Origin of the sequence: Mesorhizobium sp. WSM4976 (genome assembly GCF_029625685.1) — a bacterium.
GTDB lineage: Bacteria > Pseudomonadota > Alphaproteobacteria > Rhizobiales > Rhizobiaceae > Mesorhizobium.
Genome location: NZ_JARTVT010000004.1, coordinates 219,562 through 236,659, shown reverse-complemented (window position 1 = coordinate 236,659; position 17,098 = coordinate 219,562). Strand labels below are relative to the sequence as shown.

The following is a 17,098-nucleotide window of genomic DNA, read 5'->3' as shown; positions in this document are numbered from 1 at the left end:
AGAGCGTGATGCCGAAAGATGACGCGGCCGACATGCTCTGCCTTTTATCTAGGCGGTTCGGCAGGTCCGGCAAATGGTTTCGCCAATGGGTTCGAAGGATTCGATCGTAGCGCTCTCCAGCGGCCGCCTGCCGGCCGGCATCGCGGTCATCCGTATTTCCGGCCCTAAGACTCGATTCGTTGTCGAAACGATCGCCGGGCCGGTTAAGGATCGGTTTACCAGTTTGCGGACGCTGAGAGCTGCGGACGGCTCCAAGATCGACCAAGGGCTTGTCCTGTTCTTTCCGGGTCCCGGCAGCTTTACCGGCGAGGACGTCGCGGAGTTCCAGGTCCATGGCAGCCGGGCGGTCGCGGCGAAGATGCTGGAGACGATCACCGGCTTCGGAGGCATCAGGCATGCAGAACCCGGAGAATTCACCCGGCGCGCCTTTCTCAACGGTAGGCTGGATCTCGTCGAGACAGAGGCGCTGGCCGATCTGGTTAATGCCGAGACCGAGGCGCAGCGCCGTTTCGCCTTGCGCAATGTCGAAGGCGTGCAAAGCGAGCTCTATTCGAGCTGGCGTCGCCGGTTGATCCACGCCCGAGCCATGATCGAGGCCGAGATCGACTTCGCAGATGAGGACGATGTCCCGGGTTCCGTTTCGGAAGCGATCTGGTCGGACGTGGCCGCGATGATCGGCGAGATCGAGCGACACGTTGAAGGGTTCAAGGCTGCGGAGATCATTCGAGACGGTTTCGATGTGGTGATCCTAGGTGCGCCGAATGCCGGAAAATCCAGCCTGTTCAACGCTTTGGCTAGGCGCGAGGCGGCTATAGTCACCGAGGAGCCGGGGACAACGCGCGATCTGCTCGAAGTCGCCTTGGACCTCAACGGGCTGAAGGTGCGGCTTGTCGATACGGCGGGGCTTCGCGAGGCCGCGGGCAAGGTGGAATCGATTGGCATTGAGAGGGCACGGGCCAAGGCTGACATGGCGGATCTCGTTTTGCTTCTGGAGGATATGGCTGATCCGGTGGCTGTCGGTGGTGTCTCGAGTGGGACTCCGTTGCTGAGGATCGGGACGAAGTCGGATATCCCCCATGCCGGTGCTGGTGCTTACGACATGGTGATTTCATCCAAGGACGGCTCCGGGCTGGAACACCTTCTCAACGAGATCGGGAGCCGCGCCGCCGCTGCGGCTGGCGATGTGGGGGATGTGCTGCCATCGAGAATGCGCCACGTCGAGCTGCTGCAAGAGGCAATGGATTTCCTGCGGGCGGCGTTGAAGGGGCACAGCGAGGAGCTCCGCGCCGAGGAATTGCGGTTGGCGGCCGAGCGCCTCGGCCGCATCGTCGGTGCCGTCGACGTCGAGGATCTGCTCGACGTGATCTTTTCGCAGTTCTGCATTGGTAAATGATTCACGTGAAACACAGCCGACCTTTGCCCGGCAGTGACTCACGTGAAACGTCATGCAATTGGGCCGCATCGATGTTTCACGTGAAACGAGTCTGGTCTTCGTCCTTGACAGCGCGGGGCAGTGGGGACATGTGTCGGGCAAGCTCTAGTGCTCTTCACCACAGAACCAGCGAGCCGATCTATCTCCCTTGTTTTTTCGCAATTCCGGACGGAAAACCGCTTACACTTTTCCTGGAATTGCCCTGAAAGCGGATTCTTGGAAAATGACCGATCACTATGACGTGGTGGTGGTGGGCGGCGGCCATGCCGGATGCGAGGCGGCAAGCGCCGCCGCGCGCGCTGGCGCCAGGACCGCGCTGGTGACACTGCGCTTCGACACGATCGGCGTCATGTCATGCAATCCGGCGATCGGGGGTCTCGGCAAGGGACACCTCGTGCGCGAGATCGACGCCATGGATGGGCTGATGGGCCGCATCGCCGATGCCGCCGGCATCCAGTTCCGCCTGCTCAACCGCCGCAAGGGTCCCGCCGTGCGCGGGCCGCGCACCCAGGCCGACCGCAAGCTTTATCGTTTGGCCATGCAAGAAGCGATTCGGCAGCAGAACGATCTCAATGTGATCGAAGGCGAGGTCCTCGATTTTGAAATCACGGACGGGCGGATGGCTGCCGTTCAATTATCGGGCGGGCGGCGGCTGGTTTGCGGCGCGGTTGTGTTGACGACCGGCACCTTCCTCCGCGGCTTGATCCACATCGGCGAAAGGAAGATCGTCGCCGGGCGGATGAATGAGCAGGCTAGCATGGGCCTGTCGGCGACGATGTCGCGCGCGGGTTTCAAGCTCGGGCGCCTGAAGACCGGAACGCCCCCTCGCCTCGACGGCCGCACCATCGACTGGGCCTCGCTGGAGAGCCAGGCCGCGGACGAGGATCCGGTGCCGTTCTCGCTGATGACAGATGCTATCGCCAACCCGCAGATCCATTGCGGCATCACGCGGACCATGCCGGCGACACATGACCTGATCCGAGCAAATCTCGGCCGGTCGGCCATGTATTCCGGCTCGATCGAGGGTGTCGGTCCGCGTTACTGTCCATCGATCGAGGACAAGATCGTCAAGTTCGGCGACCGCGAAGGCCACCAGATATTCCTGGAGCCGGAAGGCCTTGATGACGACACGGTCTATCCGAACGGCATCTCGACCTCGCTGCCGGAGGACGTTCAGCTCGAGATCCTCAAGACCATCCCTGGGCTGGAAAAGGCGACGATGCTGCAGCCGGGCTATGCGATCGAATACGACCATGTCGACCCGCGCGAGCTAAAGACGACGCTGGAGACCAAGCGGATCGAAGGCCTGTTCCTCGCCGGGCAAATCAACGGCACCACCGGTTACGAAGAGGCCGGCGCGCAAGGTCTGCTTGCCGGCATCAACGCGGCGTGCAAGGCGGCCGGCGGTGACGAATTCGTGCTCAGTCGGACCGAAGCCTATATCGGCGTGATGGTCGATGACCTCACCAGTCGCGGCATCGCAGAGCCCTATCGGATGTTCACCTCGCGCGCCGAGTTCCGGCTTTCGCTGCGCGCTGACAATGCAGACGAGCGGCTGACGCCTCTGGCTGAAAAGCTCGGCATCGCGTCGTCGGAACGGCTGCAGCGCTTCGGCGGGATGGTTCGGAAGCTCGACGACGCCCGCGTCTTGGCGAAGTCGGTGGCCTGGACGCCGAACGAGGCGGCGCGGCTCGGGCTGGAGATCAACAAGGACGGCGTGCGGCGCTCGGCTTACGGGCTCTTGGCGCATCCGGGCGTCGACATGGCCTGGCTCGCCCGCGTCGAACCGCGCTTTGCCGCGCTTGACGCCAAGACCGCCGAGCGGCTTGAAACGGAAGCGAAATATTCGGTTTACTTCGATCGCCAGCAGGCGGATGTGGCGCAGATCAGGCATGAGGAATCGCGGCTCATCCCTGAGGGGATCGACTTCTCGGATGTTCCGGGCCTGTCGAACGAGTTGAAGCAGAAGATGAGGACGCGCCAGCCGCGTTCGATCGCCGACGCGCAACGGATGGAAGGCATGACGCCAGCGGCGCTTGCCATCATTGTCGCGCATGTCCGCAACGCCGAGCTTGCGGCGCGCAGGTCCGTGGCGTGAGCGCGGATGGCTGGGCGGACCTGCAGAAAGCAGCGGGTCCGGTTTCACGTGAAACATTCGAGCGGCTGCGGGCCTTTGAACAGCTGTTCCTGAAATGGAATCGCAGCATCAATCTGGCGGCGCCGTCGACGCTGGAGGATGTCTGGCGGCGCCATATCCTCGACAGCGCCCAGCTCGCGCGAATCGCGCCCGCCGCGACACGCTGGGTCGATCTTGGCTCGGGCGGCGGTTTTCCGGGACTGGTGCTCGGTTTTCTGCTCAAGGAGCGTCCCGGCGCGTCGATCGACCTGGTCGAAAGCAACCGCAAGAAGGCGTCGTTCCTGCAGTCGGTCGTGGGCCAGTTCGATTTGCCGGCGCGGGTCTTGGCGAAACGCATCCACGACAGCTATCCGCTTGTTTCCGCACCGGAAATTGTCACGGCGCGGGCGCTGGCCGCCCTTCCTGACCTGCTCGATCTGGCGGCGCCCTGGCTGACCAAAGGGGGGCGCGCGCTTTTCCATAAAGGACGGGATTACCGGGCCGAAGTGGAAGAAAGCACTCACCGCTGGGGCTTCGATCTGGTAGAACATTCGAGCATGACCGACCCCCATGGCGTCATCCTCGAAATCAGCGACTTGCGCCCGGCGAAACAGCAATGAATTACTGGCATAGGCCCATGAGCACAGCACCGCGTATCATCACTGTCGCCAACCAGAAGGGCGGTGTCGGCAAGACGACGACGGCCATCAACCTGGCCACGGCGCTGGCCGCGATCGGCGAACGCGTGCTGATTGTCGACCTCGATCCGCAGGGCAATGCCAGCACCGGGCTCGGCATTGACCGCAAGGACCGCACCGTGTCGTCCTATGACGTGCTCACCGGCGAGCTCGATCTGGAAGCGGCTGCCGTGCCGACGGCGGTGCCGGGCCTATCCATCGTGCCCTCTACGCTCGACCTGCTCGGCATCGAGATGGAGATCGCCTCGGCGCCAGACCGCGTGCTCAGGCTGCGCAACGCGCTGCGCGCCGCAGCTGCACGCTCGGCGCCATTCGGCTATGTGCTGATCGACTGCCCGCCCTCGCTCAATCTTTTGACTTTGAATTCAATGGCGGCAGCCGATTCCGTTCTCGTGCCGCTGCAATGCGAGTTCTTCGCGCTCGAAGGTCTCAGTCAGTTGCTGGAAACGGTCGAGCAGGTCCGCAACACGATCAATCCGGACCTTACCATCCAGGGCATCGTGCTTACCATGTATGACGGGCGCAACAACCTCGCCAACCAGGTGGTGCAGGATGTGCGCACGCACATGGGCGACAAGGTCTATGAAACGATCATCCCACGCAATGTGCGGGTCTCGGAAGCGCCGTCCTATGGCAAGCCGGCGATCCTGTATGACCTGAAATGCTCAGGGAGCCAGGCCTATCTGCAGCTCGCCTCCGAGGTCATCCGCCGCGAGCGCAAGCTGCGCGCCGCATGAGCCGGCAATCCGCCGTCAGACTTGGTTAATCAGCCGATTCGATTCCGAAACGATCTGGATATTATAATGAGCGAAGACCAATCGAGAAAAAGACTGGGCCGTGGCCTCGCGGCGCTGATCGGCGAGATCGACCGTCCGGCGGCGCCGGAAAAGCCGAGCGCGGTCGTGGCGGCCGACGGCAAGGTACCGATCGAATTCGTCAGCCCGAACCCGAAAAACCCGCGTCGGCATTTCGGCGATGCCGAACTGACCGACCTTGCCCAATCGATCCGCGAGCATGGCGTGGTGCAGCCGGTGGTGGCGCGCCCCTCGCCGTCGAAGCCCGGCCGCTACGAGATCATCGCCGGCGAGCGGCGCTGGAGGGCGGCGCAGCGCGCCGGCCTGACCGAGATTCCGATCATTGTGCGCGACGTCAACGACCGCACCGCCCTTGAGCTGGCGATCATCGAAAACGTGCAGCGCGCCGACCTCAACCCGGTCGAAGAAGCGCAAGGCTACCAGCAACTCATCGACGAGCACGGCTACACCCAGGCCGATCTCGGCCAGGTCATCGGCAAGAGCCGCAGCCATGTGGCGAACACGCTGCGTCTGCTCAAGCTACCCCCCGTCATCCACTCGATGCTGGTCGACGGCGACCTGTCGGCCGGTCATGCCCGCACGCTGGTGACCGCCGAAAACCCGGCCGGGCTTGCCAAGCGCATCGTCAAGGAGGGGCTTTCGGTGCGCCAGGCCGAAGCGCTGGCGCAGATGCCCGCCGGGCCGACGCCGACCAAGGCGAAGTCCTCGCCTGGCACGCACGAAAAGGATCCCGACACGCTGGCGCTCGAGAAGCTGATGACCGACACGCTCGGGATGATCGTCGGCATCGAGCACAAGGGCAAGGGCGGCACGCTGCGCGTCGCTTACCGCTCGCTGGAGCAGCTCGACGAGCTCTGCCGGCGCCTCAAGGACGAGCGGTAGGCGGCTGGGGCGTAACCATATTTGGCGGTAGCTGAGGGTTCGGCTCAAGGCTGGATACGGCTGATATATCGGTGATAGACAACGATGGGCTGGCGATGTGCCGGCCCTTTCTTGTTGGCGACTGCTGAAGGCGACCGCGATGCGTAGAGAACGATCCACGCAGGCCGTGCGCCTCGCCATCCTCGGGCTTGACCCGAGAATGCACGCCGTGACCGTGCCATGGAATACGGCCATCAGAATTCTGAACCGTTGCAACGCCTTAGCGTAACGGCATGATCCTAGGGTCTGCGACGCCTCGCTCCGCTCCTTGCTTCGGCCTAAGATGACGATGAGGGCCGGCGGCGCTCCTTCGCCGTTTGCGGGCATCTCGCCATTGGGGAGAGATCGGCGAAGCCGCGATTTTTCCCGATCGCGGCGCTGTAATGGCGCGGAGACTAGCCGCGCTGGCCCAGCCTCGCGCTTTCGATGGCAATGCCGAGCAGCGCCTGCCGTGCCAGCGCTTCCGCCAGATCGGGCCGTTTGCGGGTCTGCAGCACGGCTGTCTGCAGCCGTGCCAGCGCGCGGCCGAGCGCCTCGACATTCCAACGCTCCAGCGTCTTTTCCACCAGCTTGCGGCGGGAGAAGAAGACCGGCGGGCGGGCGCCGGCGACGACCGAGGCGGCGTTGCGGCCGCCGCTCTCCATCTGGCCGCGCATCGCCTGGATTGCCTGCAATTGCCGCATCGCTGAGGACAGCACAAGGAAAGGATGACCGCCGGACTGGCAATGACGGGTGAAGGCGACGTCGAAATCACTGACCTTGCCGTCCAGCATGGCATCGACTGCGTCTTCGAAGGAAGCGCCGGAGACGTCGCCTGACAGCGCGTTGATGTCCTCGATGTCGATCTCCTTGCGGCCATGCGCATAAAGCACCAGCTTCTCGATCTCGCCGCGCGAGGCAAGGCGGTCGCCGCCGAGATTGCGGCGCAGCGCCTGCCTGGCGTCCAGCGTCATCGACATGCCGGCCTTGCGCAATTCGTCGTCGATCACCGAGTCCAGGTCGCGCGCTTCGTCGGCATAGCAGGGCAGAGCGATCGCGTTGCCGGCGGCCTCGACGATGGCCCTGAGGCCCGTACCTTTCTTCAGGTCGCCGGCCTCGATGAGGATGATCGCATCCTTGGCCGGCTCGCAAGTCAGCGCCTTGATGTCGTCGGCCAGCGCCTTCTGGCCGCTGGCATTGCGCACCCAAAGCAGCCGCCGGTCGGAGAACATCGGCACGGTGCGGGCCTCGTCGAGCAGCCGGCCCCCGTCGCGGTCGACCTCCGCGCCATCCAGCTTGACCACCGAGAACGGGTCATCCAGAGGCAAGCCGGTCTTTGCCGCGAAGGTTTTTGCCCGCTCGGCGACAAGGCCGCGGTCGGGGCCGTAAAGCAGGACGATTCCCATGGAGGGATCGGGCCTCGCCAGCCACGAATCGACCTCGTAACCTTTCTTCTGTGCCATGCCGGGTGAGTTAGCACGGGGCGGGGTCAAGGAACCAGAGTCTCCACCATCTCCACAAGGGGAGAAGGGCAAGACCGCGCCCGGCCCCGGCCTCCATTTGCCTTTTCTGGCGGCAATCGCCCCGTAAACTTCCGCCAAATTGCGCGCTGGGCGAAAACATCGACAAGAAATTTCGTTGCCATATCTGCATCTTGAGCCTGCGCGCCACATCCGGTGCCGAGGCCGGCGCCGGGGAGGAAGGCCGTGCCCAGACCCGGCGAATTGGCACTGGTGTGGCGGCGCGGATGTGCAAAGATCGCACCGGCAACATTGGAGGACCTGAGCTCATGGCCGATGCTGGAATGTTGCGCTTTCATGTGCCCGAGCCCGAGGTGCGGCCCGGCGGCACACCCGACTTCTCGAATGTGACCATCCCGAAGGCCGGCTCGGTGCCGCGTCCGGAGATCGACGTCGATCCGCGCACCATCCGTGACATGGCGTTCTCCATCATCCGCGTGCTGAACCGAGCCGGCGAAGCCGTCGGGCCGTGGGCGGGGCTGCTCAGCGACCAGGAACTGCTCGAAGGCCTGCGCCATATGATGACGCTTCGGACCTTCGACGCGCGCATGCAGATGGCGCAGCGCCAGGGCAAGACCTCCTTCTACATGCAGCATCTCGGCGAAGAGGCCGTGAGCTGCGCTTTCCGCAAGGCGCTTCAGCCGGGGGACATGAACTTCCCGACTTATCGACAGGCAGGTTTGCTGATCGCCGACGGGTATCCGATGGTCTCGATGATGAACCAGATCTATTCCAACGAGGCCGATCCGCTGAAGGGCCGCCAGCTGCCGGTCATGTATTCCTCGAAGGAGCACGGCTTCTTCTCGATCTCGGGCAATCTGGCGACGCAATATATCCAGGCGGTCGGCTGGGCGATGGCCTCGGCGATCTCCAATGACTCACGCATTGCCGCCGCCTGGATCGGCGACGGCTCGACGGCGGAGTCCGATTTTCATGCGGCGCTGGTCTTCGCCTCGACCTACAAGGCTCCTGTCGTGCTCAACGTCGTCAACAACCAGTGGGCAATCTCGACCTTCCAGGGCATCGCGCGCGGCGGCTCCGGCACGTTTGCCGCGCGCGGGCTCGGCTTCGGCATTCCTTCGCTGCGCGTCGACGGCAACGACTATCTCGCCGTCCATGCGGTGGCAAAATGGGCGGTCGAGCGGGCGCGCCGAAATCTCGGGCCGACACTGGTCGAATACGTCACCTACCGCGTCGGCGCGCATTCGACGTCTGACGATCCGTCGGCCTACCGGCCAAAGGCCGAATCCGACGCCTGGCCGCTCGGCGATCCGGTGATCCGGCTGAAGAACCACCTGATCCATAACGGCGTCTGGTCCGAGGATCGCCACACCCAGGCAGAAGCCGAGATCCTCGAAACGGTGATCGCGGCGCAGAAGGAGGCCGAGAGCCACGGCACGCTGCATGCCGGCGGCAAGCCGTCGACGCGCGACATGTTCGAGGGCGTCTATGCCGAGATGCCGCCGCATCTCAGGCGCCAGCGCCAGCAGGCGGGGGTCTGACCATGCCCAGAAAGACCATGATCGAGGCGATCCGCGATGCGCTCGACGTTTCGATGGGGCGCGACAGCCAAGTCATCGTCTATGGCGAGGATGTCGGTTTCTTCGGCGGCGTCTTCCGCGCCACGCAAGGCCTGCAGGCCAAATACGGCAAGAGCCGCTGCTTCGACGCGCCAATCAGCGAATCCGGCATTGTCGGCTCGGCCATCGGCATGGCAGCTTATGGGCTGCGGCCATGCGTCGAGGTGCAATTTGCCGACTATGTTTATCCAGCTTACGATCAGATCGTGTCGGAGGCGGCGCGGCTGCGTTACCGTTCGAACGGCGACTTCACCTGCCCGATCGTGGTGCGCATGCCGACCGGCGGCGGCATCTTCGGCGGCCAGACACACAGCCAGAGCCCGGAAGCGCTGTTCACCCATGTCTCCGGCCTGAAGGTGATCGTGCCCTCCAATCCGCACGACGCGAAGGGGTTGCTGATCGCGGCGATCGAGGATCCGGACCCGGTGATCTTCCTCGAGCCGAAGCGGCTTTACAACGGCCCGTTCGACGGCCATCACGACAAGCCGGTGACGCCATGGTCGAAGCATGAGCTCGGCGAGGTCGCCGACGGCCATTACACGATCGCGCTCGGCAAGGCGGCGATCCGCCGGTCTGGATCGGCGGTCACGGTGCTCGCCTACGGCACGATGGTCTATGTCGCGCAGGCCGCGGCCGAGGAGACCGGCATCGATGCCGAGGTGCTCGATCTCAGGACGCTGCTGCCGCTCGACCTCGACACAATCGTGAATTCGGTGAAGAAGACCGGACGCTGCGTCGTCGTGCACGAGGCGACGCTGACTTCCGGCTTCGGCGCCGAGCTGGTCTCGCTGGTGCAGGAGAACTGCTTCTACCATTTGGAAGCGCCCGTCGCGCGGGTCGCCGGGTGGGACACGCCTTATCCGCATGCCCAGGAATGGGACTATTTCCCAGGCCCTGCTCGGGTCGGCCGCGCCCTGATCGAGACACTGGAAGCGTGAGGGGAAAACCTGAGATGGGCGAACACGTCATCAAGCTTCCCGATGTCGGCGAAGGCGTCGCCGAGGCCGAGCTTGTCGAGTGGCATGTCAAGGTCGGCGACCTCGTGCGCGAGGACGCGGTTCTCGCCGCCGTCATGACCGACAAGGCAACGGTCGAGATCCCGTCGCCGGTCGACGGCGAGATCCTGTGGCTCGGCGCCGAGATCGGCGACACGGTGGCGATCGGCTCGCCGATCGTGCGGCTGAAGGTGGCCGGCGAAGGCAATGTGAAGGCCGCCGCCGAGGCGGCCTCCGAGGTGAAAGCGCCGGCCGCACCGGCCGAGGCAAAACCGGCGCCGGCGCCGGCCGCACCGAAAGTGGCGCCGAAGCCAGCCGATCCGCCGGCCAAGGTTTCGCCGGCCGCCGCGCCGAAGGCCGCGCGCCCTGCCTCCAGCTCCGGCGCGCCGCGCGCGGAGGGCGAGAAGCCGCTGGCCTCGCCGGCCGTCCGCCTGCGCGCGAAGGAAGCCGGCGTCGATCTGCGCCAGGTTCCGGGCAGCGGTCCGGCCGGGCGGATCACCCATGAAGACATCGATGCATTCGTGGCACGCGGCCCGCAGGTCGCCCGAGCCACCGGACTTGCCCGGAAGGACGGTGTCGAGGACATCAAGGTCGTTGGGCTCAGGCGCAAGATCGCCGAGAAAATGGCGCTCGCCAAATCGCGCATCGCGCACATCACTTATGTCGAGGAGATCGACGTCACGGCATTGGAGGAATTGCGCGCGACGCTGAACAAGGAAAAGCGGGCGGATCGCCCCAAGCTGACGCTGCTGCCCTTCCTGATGCGGGCGATGGTCAAGGCGATCGCCGAGCAGCCCAACCTCAACGCGCTGTTCGACGACGAGGCCGGCGTTATCCATCAGCATGAAGGCATCCATATCGGCATCGCCGCGCAGACGCCCAACGGCCTCGTGGTGCCGGTCGTGAAACATGCCGAAGCGCGAGATCTCTGGGATAGTGCCGCGGAAGTCAACCGGCTTGCCGATGCGGCCAAGGCGGGCACGGCGAGCCGCGAGGAGCTGTCCGGCTCGACCATCACCATCACCTCGCTCGGCGCCACGGGCGGCGTGGCGACCACGCCGGTCATCAACTATCCGGAAGTGGCGATCGTCGGCGTCAACAAGATGATGGTGCGGCCGGTCTGGGACGGCACGCAGTTCATTCCGCGCAAGATGATGAACCTGTCGTCCAGCTTCGATCATCGCGTCATCGACGGCTGGGATGCCGCGGTTTTCGTCCAGCGCATCAAGGCGCTGCTGGAAACGCCGGCGCTGATTTTCGTGGATTGAAGGGATGGAGAGAGACCTTGCCCCCGTGCCTTCGTCATCCTCGGGCTTGACCCGAGGATCCATGCCGTGCCCGGCGGCAAAGGGTGAAGCGGCGCAGAATTCTGCACCGTCACAACGCTCGAACGTCACGGCATGGATTCCAGGGTCTACGCGCGTCGCTTTGCTCCTTGCTTCGCCCTGGAATCACGAAGTTCGGACGACATCCGCTAACCACCGTCGTTTCCGCCTGGGCTCTGGATATTCGCCGTCGTGCGCCCGCTTGGCAAAATCCCCGTGCCTTGCAACGAGGACCCAATGAAAGAAATCTCCTGCAAGCTGCTCGTGATCGGCGCCGGCCCAGGCGGTTATGTCTGCGCCATCCGCGCCGGCCAACTCGGCGTCGATACGGTGATCGTCGAAACCGGCAAGCCGGGTGGCACCTGCCTCAATGTCGGCTGCATCCCGTCCAAGGCACTGATTCATGCGGCGGAGGAGTTCGAGAAGGTCGCGCATTTGGCCGGCGGCAAGGATCCGCTGGGCATCAAGGTCGCCGCGCCGACGCTCGCTGGCCCAGACCGTCGCCTGGAAGGACGGCATCGTTAGCCGGCTTAACAGTGGCGTGGCCGGATTGCTGAAAAAGGCCAAGGTCAAAACCGTGCAAGGCTGGGCGACGTTCCGGGACGGCAAGACCGTCGAGGTCGAGACCGAGATCGGGACGCAAGTCATCCGTGCCGAAACGGTGGTGATCGCTACCGGCTCTGCGCCGGTGGAGCTGCCGTTCCTGCCTTTCGGCGGTCCGGTGATCTCGTCGACCGAAGCGCTGGCGCTCGCCGAAGTGCCGAAGAAGCTCGCGGTCGTCGGCGGCGGCTATATCGGGCTCGAGCTCGGCATGGCTTTCGCCAGGATGGGTGCCAAGGTCGCGATAGTCGAAGCTTTGCCGCGCGTGCTGGCGCAATATGATGCCGAGCTCACGAGGCCAGTGCTGAAGCGGCTCGGCGAGCTCGGCGTCGAGGTGATGACAGGAGCGAAGGCGAAGGGATTGTCGACCAAGGGTGACGCGCTGCTGGTCGAGACTGTCGACGGCAAGAGTACCAAGATCGCTGCCGACAAGATCCTGGTCACGGTCGGCCGTAAGCCGCTCACCGAAGGTTGGGGGCTGGAGCAGATCGACCTCGACAGGGCTGGAAAGTTCATCCGCATCGACGACCAGTGCCGCACCTCGATGCGCGGCATTTATGCCATCGGCGACGTCACCGGCGAGCCGATGCTGGCGCATCGGGCGATGGCGCAGGGCGAGATGGTGGCCGAGATCGTCGCCGGCCACAAAAGAAGCTGGGACAAGCGCGCCATTCCCGCGATCTGCTTCACCGATCCGGAGCTGGTCACCGCCGGCCTGTCACCGGAAGACGCGAAGGCGCTCGCCGGCGAGATCAAGATCGGCCAGTTTCCCTTCGCGGCCAACGGCAGGGCGATGACGAAACAGGGCGAGGACGGTTTCGTGCGGGTCGTGGCCCGCGCGGATAATCACCTGGTGCTGGGTATCCAGGCGGTCGGGCAAGGCGTGTCGGAACTGGCGACAGCGTTCGGGCTGGCGCTGGAGATGGGCACGCGGCTGGAGGATATCGCAGGGACCATCCATGCGCATCCGACGCAAGGCGAGGGTTTTCAGGAAGCGGCGCTGAAGGCGCTGGGCCACGCGCTGCATGTATAAGCTCCCCTTTTCCTCTCCCTCCGGAGGGGGGAGAGGAAAAGCGCCCCTCGCGAGGAGGTTAGCGCTTCACGCGTGGCGACCCCCTCTGTCGCCTTTGGCGACATCTCCCTCAAGGGGGGAGATTAGCCAGCTCAGCTCGCCAGCCGGCTCACCATCTCGTGCTGGGCGTAGGCGCGGCCGAAGCGGTTGGCGAGGAAGGTGTCGAGCGCGATGTCTTCCTGGCGGATAAAACCCTTCGCCGGGAGCGAGCCGTTGGACAGCATGTCGAGCACGGCGCAGATGCCCGAAGCCGTGGTGATCTGGATGGCGCTGCGCACGATGTTGCCGACACGCTGCGAATAGATCTTGTTGGCATAGGTTTCCTGCAGCAGGCGGCCGTTGCGGCGACCCGAGACGGTGACGAAGACGATGACCACGTCCTGCAGCGTCGCCGGCAGGGCGCTTTCGAAAATGTCCTTCAGCACGTCGCGGCGGTGGCGCAAGCCGAGATCGTTGAGCAGCGCCTTCATGATCGCGGCGTGGCCGGGATAGCGGATGGTGCGGTAGTTCAGTGTGCGCACCTTGCCTTTGAGCGTCTCGGCCAGAGTGCCGAGGCCGCCGGAGGTGTTGAAGGCCTCGTAGGTAACGCCGTCGAGCGAGAATTCCTCGCGCTCCTCCAGCGGCGGCACTTCGATCAGCTCACCCTCGACGATCGCCTCGCATGGCTCGCAATATTCGTTGATGACGCCGTCCGTGCTCCAGGTGAGATTGTAGTTCAGCGCGTTGGACGGATATTGCGGCAGCGCGCCGACGCGCATGCGCACGCTTTCCAGCGTGTCGAAGCGGCTGGCGAGGTCGTTGGCGACGATCGAGATGAAGCCCGGCGCCAGGCCGCATTGCGGGATGAAGGCGTTTTTCGCCCCGCGCGCCAGTTCCTTGACCCGGCGGGTCGAGACGACATCCTCGGTCAGGTCGAGATAATGCACGCCGGTGGCGGCGGCGGCCTCGGCGATGCGTGCGGTGAGGTGGAAGGGCGCGGCGCTCAGCACGGCGAATTTGCCGACAAGGATCTTCTCCAGTTTGCCGGCGGCGGCGATGTCGAGCTCCTGCGTCGCGATGCCGGCCGGCAGCTCGGCGGCGGCAAGCTGGGCGGCCGAGCGGTCGACGAGCGTGACGCGATAGTCACCGGTGGCGCTCAGCATTTCGGCAATGGTCGAGCCGATCTTGCCGGCCCCCACGACAACGATGTTCTTCATGATCAATTCCCCTGCCAATTTCCAAGTTGGGCCAATTCGATTTGGCGGGAATCCTCGCAGCTTGCCTGTCGAAAGGAAGCGTGGAATCTGGCAATATGAAGCTGGATTTAAAGCAATCCGCCGAAGGATTTCGTCGAAATGATCACAGCAGCGGAACAAGCCCTGCTTACCCTCCTGCGCGCCAACGCCCGCGCCTCGACCGCCGAGCTCGCGCGCCAGCTCGGCGTGTCGCGCACCACGGTGCAGAGCCGCATCGAGCGGCTGGAACAGCGCGGCATCATCACGGGCTATGGGGTCAGGCTGTCGCCCGATTACGAGCATGGGCTGGTCAAGGCGCATGTGCTGCTTACCGTCACGCCGAAGCTCGCCGACAAGGTGGTGCGCAGCCTGGAGGCGATGCCACCGGTCAGGACAGTGCATTCGGTGAGCGGCAATTTCGACATGATCGTCATCGTCGACGCGCCGTCGATCCGCGACCTCGACGCGCTGCTCGACCGGATCGGGGCGATGGACGGCGTGGAGCGGACGTCGTCGTCCATTATCTTGTCGACGCGGGTGGATCGGTGATTAGCCGATCTCCCCCTTGCGGGGGAGATGGCCGGCAGGCCAGAGGGGGGTGTGACGGAACGCTACCTTGGCCAGGTCGTCACACTGCCTCAGCTGGTAGCTGGTTGGAGAGGTTGGCGGGACAGCACCCCCCTCTGCCTTGCCAGGCATCTCCCCCGCAAGGGGGGAGATTGGCCGTCACGGCGGGTTTCGCCAATCTTCAGCGTAGCCCTAAGCCCTCCTCGTGTCCGCCCCCTCGTTCAGCCACGCCACATCCTCCGGCGTCAGCTTGATATCCAGCGCCTTGAGGCTGTCCTCCAGCTCGTCCAGCGTGCGCGGGCCGATCAGCGGCACCGACGGGAAGGGCTGTGCCAGCACGTAGGCCAGCGCGACATGGATCGGGCTCCTGCCGAGCTTGCGCGCCAGTTCGATGGCGCGGTCGCGCCGGCCGAAATTCCTTTCCGAATACCAGACCCGCACCAGCTCCTCATTGTCGGTCCGGTCGCGGCCGGCGCGGTCGGTGAAGAAGCCGCGGCCCTGGCTCGACCAGGCGAAGTTCGGCATCTGCCGCGCCGCCAGCCAGGCTTTCCATGCGTCCGTGGATGAGGTGATACAGCCCGGCCAGATCGGCTCCAGCATTTCGGCCAGCGAGAAATTGTTGGAGAGCGCGCCGGGCTTCTGCCTGCTGTTCTTTTCGGCATAGGCGATCGCTTCGTCCATGCGCTCCATCGTCCAGTTGGAGCCGCCGAACAGGCCGCGGATGCGGCCGGCCTTGGCCTCCGCGTCCATCGCGTCGACGAATTCGCCGACCGGCACGTCCGGATTGTCGCGGTGCATGAAATAGATGTCGACATGGTCGGTCTGCAGCCGGTCGAGCGACTGCGCCAGCTGTTTAGCGATGACATCGGGATAGCAAAGCGGCGAATGCGCGCCCTTGGCGATGATGACCGATTGCTCGCGCACGCCGCGATTTGTGAGCCATTGCCCGAGCAGCGTCTCGGTGTAGCCGCCGCCATAGACATAGCCGGTGTCGAACAGATTGCCGCCGGCCTCGAAATAGGCGTCGAGCAAGATCGAGCCGGAGGAGAAGGTTCGGAAATCTTCGAAGCCGAGCGCCAGAAGCGAAACCAGTTTCGGCAGGCCGGGAATGGCGCGCTTGGCAATGGTCTTGCCATCGGCACGCAGCTGCCGGCCGGAGAGTGTGTTGATCCGCTTAGCCGGCTTTTCGATCTCGTATTCGAGCCCGACGGCGGCGCGCCACTTGTCGAGGACGCGCAACGTGCCGAGGCTGTCGGCCCAGGACATGCCCGGCCATGCGAATTCCTGCCTGCCTGTCTGGATTGCTTCCCCCGCGGCATCGATCTCGAAGGAATAGAGGTGACGCGTCTCGTTAAGGTTGATCAACTCGCGAGCCGCCCCGGACCGGATCACTTCCATCCGGCCCGGTCCGACATCGCGGTTGCCACCGGCGAACCAGAAATCGGGTACCTCGATCCGGCCATTGCTGCCGAAAATGCGCAGCACATTGTCCTGGTCGAGCGAAATGCTGCAGGAGATCTCGGCGACGATGCCGCCGGGGAAATGCAGCAAGGCGGAAGTCCATTCGTCGACGCCGGACTGGCCGAGATGGGCCGCTCCCACGATCTTGTCGGGCTCGGCAAAAGGCAGGCCGGTCGCGGCGCCCGCGATCAGCCGCGCCATCGACACGGGATAGCCGCCGACATCGAGGATGCCGCCGCCGGCGAGGTCGTTGGCGTAGAGCCGGTGCTCGGGCATGAGGCCCGGCATGGCGAAGCCGAAGCTGGACTTGATCATGCGGACCTCGCCGATCGCGCCGGATTTGATCAGCTCGACCAGCTGCCGGGTCTGCGGATGCAGCCGATACATGAAGGCTTCGCCGAGGAACGTACCGGCCTTGCGGGCCGCATGCATCATGGCGTCCGCCTCGAAGGCGGTGAGCGCCAGCGGCTTCTCGCATAAGACATGCTTGCCGGCCTCGGCAGCCTTGATCGCCCACTCGGCGTGGCCGGGATGCGGGATCGAAATGTAGACGGCATCGACGTCCCTGTCGGCAAGCAGCGCGTCATAGCCGTCGAGGATGCGGGCGCCCGGAAAAGTCTCTGCCAGGTGCGGCTTGGCGGGGTTGCGGGCGCCGAGCGCCTCAAGCGTGCCGGTGCGCGACTGCGCCACGCCGCCGGCAAACGACTTGGCGATGCTGCCGGGCCCGAGGATGCCCCAGCGGATGTTTGCAGATGTCATGTCGAATTCTCCATGGGTCGCCGCCACGGCTTGGGAATCGGGCG

12 protein-coding genes and 1 pseudogene are annotated in these 17,098 nt (G+C 64.6%); 10 read left to right on the top strand and 3 right to left on the bottom strand.

Annotated elements, in window-relative coordinates; all coding sequences use genetic code 11:
- Positions 1–85 precede the first annotated feature (85 nt).
- From mnmE to P9272_RS06970, 5 genes are all read left to right on the top strand, one after another.
- Positions 86–1,393: a tRNA uridine-5-carboxymethylaminomethyl(34) synthesis GTPase MnmE gene (gene mnmE / locus P9272_RS06990; RefSeq protein WP_278159941.1), complete on the top strand. Its 1,308-nt coding sequence runs from the start codon at positions 86–88 to the stop codon at positions 1,391–1,393.
- 262 nt (positions 1,394–1,655) lie between these two features.
- The gene (mnmG, locus tag P9272_RS06985) at positions 1,656–3,530 is read left to right on the top strand and encodes a tRNA uridine-5-carboxymethylaminomethyl(34) synthesis enzyme MnmG (protein WP_278159940.1); all 1,875 of its coding nucleotides are present in this window, start codon (positions 1,656–1,658) and stop codon (positions 3,528–3,530) included.
- Positions 3,527–4,168: a 16S rRNA (guanine(527)-N(7))-methyltransferase RsmG gene (rsmG, locus tag P9272_RS06980; protein WP_278159939.1), complete on the top strand. Its 642-nt coding sequence runs from the start codon at positions 3,527–3,529 to the stop codon at positions 4,166–4,168. Before mnmG ends, rsmG begins: the two co-directional genes overlap by 4 nt.
- 17 nt (positions 4,169–4,185) lie before the next feature.
- On the top strand, positions 4,186–4,983 hold the full coding sequence (locus tag P9272_RS06975) for a ParA family protein (protein ID WP_278159938.1): 798 nt from the start codon (positions 4,186–4,188) through the stop codon (positions 4,981–4,983).
- A 66-nt stretch (positions 4,984–5,049) separates the two neighbouring features.
- On the top strand, positions 5,050–5,943 hold the full coding sequence (locus tag P9272_RS06970) for a ParB/RepB/Spo0J family partition protein (RefSeq protein WP_278159937.1): 894 nt from the start codon (positions 5,050–5,052) through the stop codon (positions 5,941–5,943).
- A gap of 434 nt (positions 5,944–6,377) precedes the next feature.
- Here the strand turns inward: P9272_RS06970 and holA are convergent, their stop codons facing one another.
- Entirely contained in the window at positions 6,378–7,424 is a 1,047-nt protein-coding gene (gene holA, locus P9272_RS06965; RefSeq protein WP_278160006.1) for a DNA polymerase III subunit delta, read from the bottom strand.
- Positions 7,425–7,750: 326 nt separating this feature from the next.
- On the opposite strand from holA, the gene P9272_RS06960 reads away from it, so the two are divergent.
- The 4 genes and pseudogenes from P9272_RS06960 to lpdA all read left to right on the top strand — a co-directional run bounded on the left by P9272_RS06960 (position 7,751) and on the right by lpdA (position 13,014).
- Positions 7,751–8,983 carry a 3-methyl-2-oxobutanoate dehydrogenase (2-methylpropanoyl-transferring) subunit alpha gene (locus P9272_RS06960; protein ID WP_278159936.1) on the top strand — a complete coding sequence of 411 codons (1,233 nt, stop codon included), beginning with the start codon at positions 7,751–7,753 and terminating at the stop codon, positions 8,981–8,983.
- 2 nt (positions 8,984–8,985) lie between these two features.
- Entirely contained in the window at positions 8,986–9,999 is a 1,014-nt protein-coding gene (locus P9272_RS06955) for an alpha-ketoacid dehydrogenase subunit beta (RefSeq protein WP_128257885.1), read from the top strand.
- 14 nt (positions 10,000–10,013) lie between these two features.
- Complete coding sequence (locus P9272_RS06950) at positions 10,014–11,324, top strand: dihydrolipoamide acetyltransferase family protein (protein WP_278159935.1); 1,311 nt, start codon at positions 10,014–10,016, stop codon at positions 11,322–11,324.
- A 294-nt stretch (positions 11,325–11,618) separates the two neighbouring features.
- Positions 11,619–13,014, top strand: a pseudogene (gene lpdA / locus P9272_RS06945) (dihydrolipoyl dehydrogenase).
- 131 nt (positions 13,015–13,145) lie between these two features.
- On the opposite strand, the gene P9272_RS06940 reads toward lpdA, so the two are convergent.
- The gene (locus P9272_RS06940; RefSeq protein ID WP_278159934.1) at positions 13,146–14,249 is read right to left on the bottom strand and encodes a saccharopine dehydrogenase family protein; all 1,104 of its coding nucleotides are present in this window, start codon (positions 14,247–14,249) and stop codon (positions 13,146–13,148) included.
- A gap of 138 nt (positions 14,250–14,387) precedes the next feature.
- On the opposite strand from P9272_RS06940, the gene P9272_RS06935 reads away from it, so the two are divergent.
- Complete coding sequence (locus tag P9272_RS06935) at positions 14,388–14,816, top strand: Lrp/AsnC family transcriptional regulator (RefSeq protein WP_278159933.1); 429 nt, start codon at positions 14,388–14,390, stop codon at positions 14,814–14,816.
- A gap of 210 nt (positions 14,817–15,026) precedes the next feature.
- Here the strand turns inward: P9272_RS06935 and P9272_RS06930 are convergent, their stop codons facing one another.
- Positions 15,027–17,054, bottom strand: a complete 2,028-nt coding sequence (locus P9272_RS06930) for an aldo/keto reductase (protein WP_278159932.1) — start codon at positions 17,052–17,054, stop codon at positions 15,027–15,029.
- Between the last annotated feature and the right edge of the window lie 44 nt (positions 17,055–17,098).

Bases quoted from the DNA above. Each gene is read 5' to 3' on its own strand.
- P9272_RS06940 (WP_278159934.1), bottom strand. From the start codon at position 14,249: ATGAAGAACATCGTTGTCGTGGGGGCCGGCAAGATCGGCTCGACCATT.
- P9272_RS06935 (WP_278159933.1), top strand. From the start codon at position 14,388: ATGATCACAGCAGCGGAACAAGCCCTGCTTACCCTCCTGCGCGCCAAC.
- P9272_RS06970 (WP_278159937.1), top strand. From the start codon at position 5,050: ATGAGCGAAGACCAATCGAGAAAAAGACTGGGCCGTGGCCTCGCGGCG.
- mnmG (WP_278159940.1), top strand. From the start codon at position 1,656: ATGACCGATCACTATGACGTGGTGGTGGTGGGCGGCGGCCATGCCGGA.
- P9272_RS06955 (WP_128257885.1), top strand. From the start codon at position 8,986: ATGCCCAGAAAGACCATGATCGAGGCGATCCGCGATGCGCTCGACGTT.
- P9272_RS06930 (WP_278159932.1), bottom strand. From the start codon at position 17,054: ATGACATCTGCAAACATCCGCTGGGGCATCCTCGGGCCCGGCAGCATC.
- P9272_RS06960 (WP_278159936.1), top strand. From the start codon at position 7,751: ATGGCCGATGCTGGAATGTTGCGCTTTCATGTGCCCGAGCCCGAGGTG.
- P9272_RS06950 (WP_278159935.1), top strand. From the start codon at position 10,014: ATGGGCGAACACGTCATCAAGCTTCCCGATGTCGGCGAAGGCGTCGCC.
- P9272_RS06975 (WP_278159938.1), top strand. From the start codon at position 4,186: ATGAGCACAGCACCGCGTATCATCACTGTCGCCAACCAGAAGGGCGGT.
- mnmE (WP_278159941.1), top strand. From the start codon at position 86: ATGGGTTCGAAGGATTCGATCGTAGCGCTCTCCAGCGGCCGCCTGCCG.
- holA (WP_278160006.1), bottom strand. From the start codon at position 7,424: ATGGCACAGAAGAAAGGTTACGAGGTCGATTCGTGGCTGGCGAGGCCC.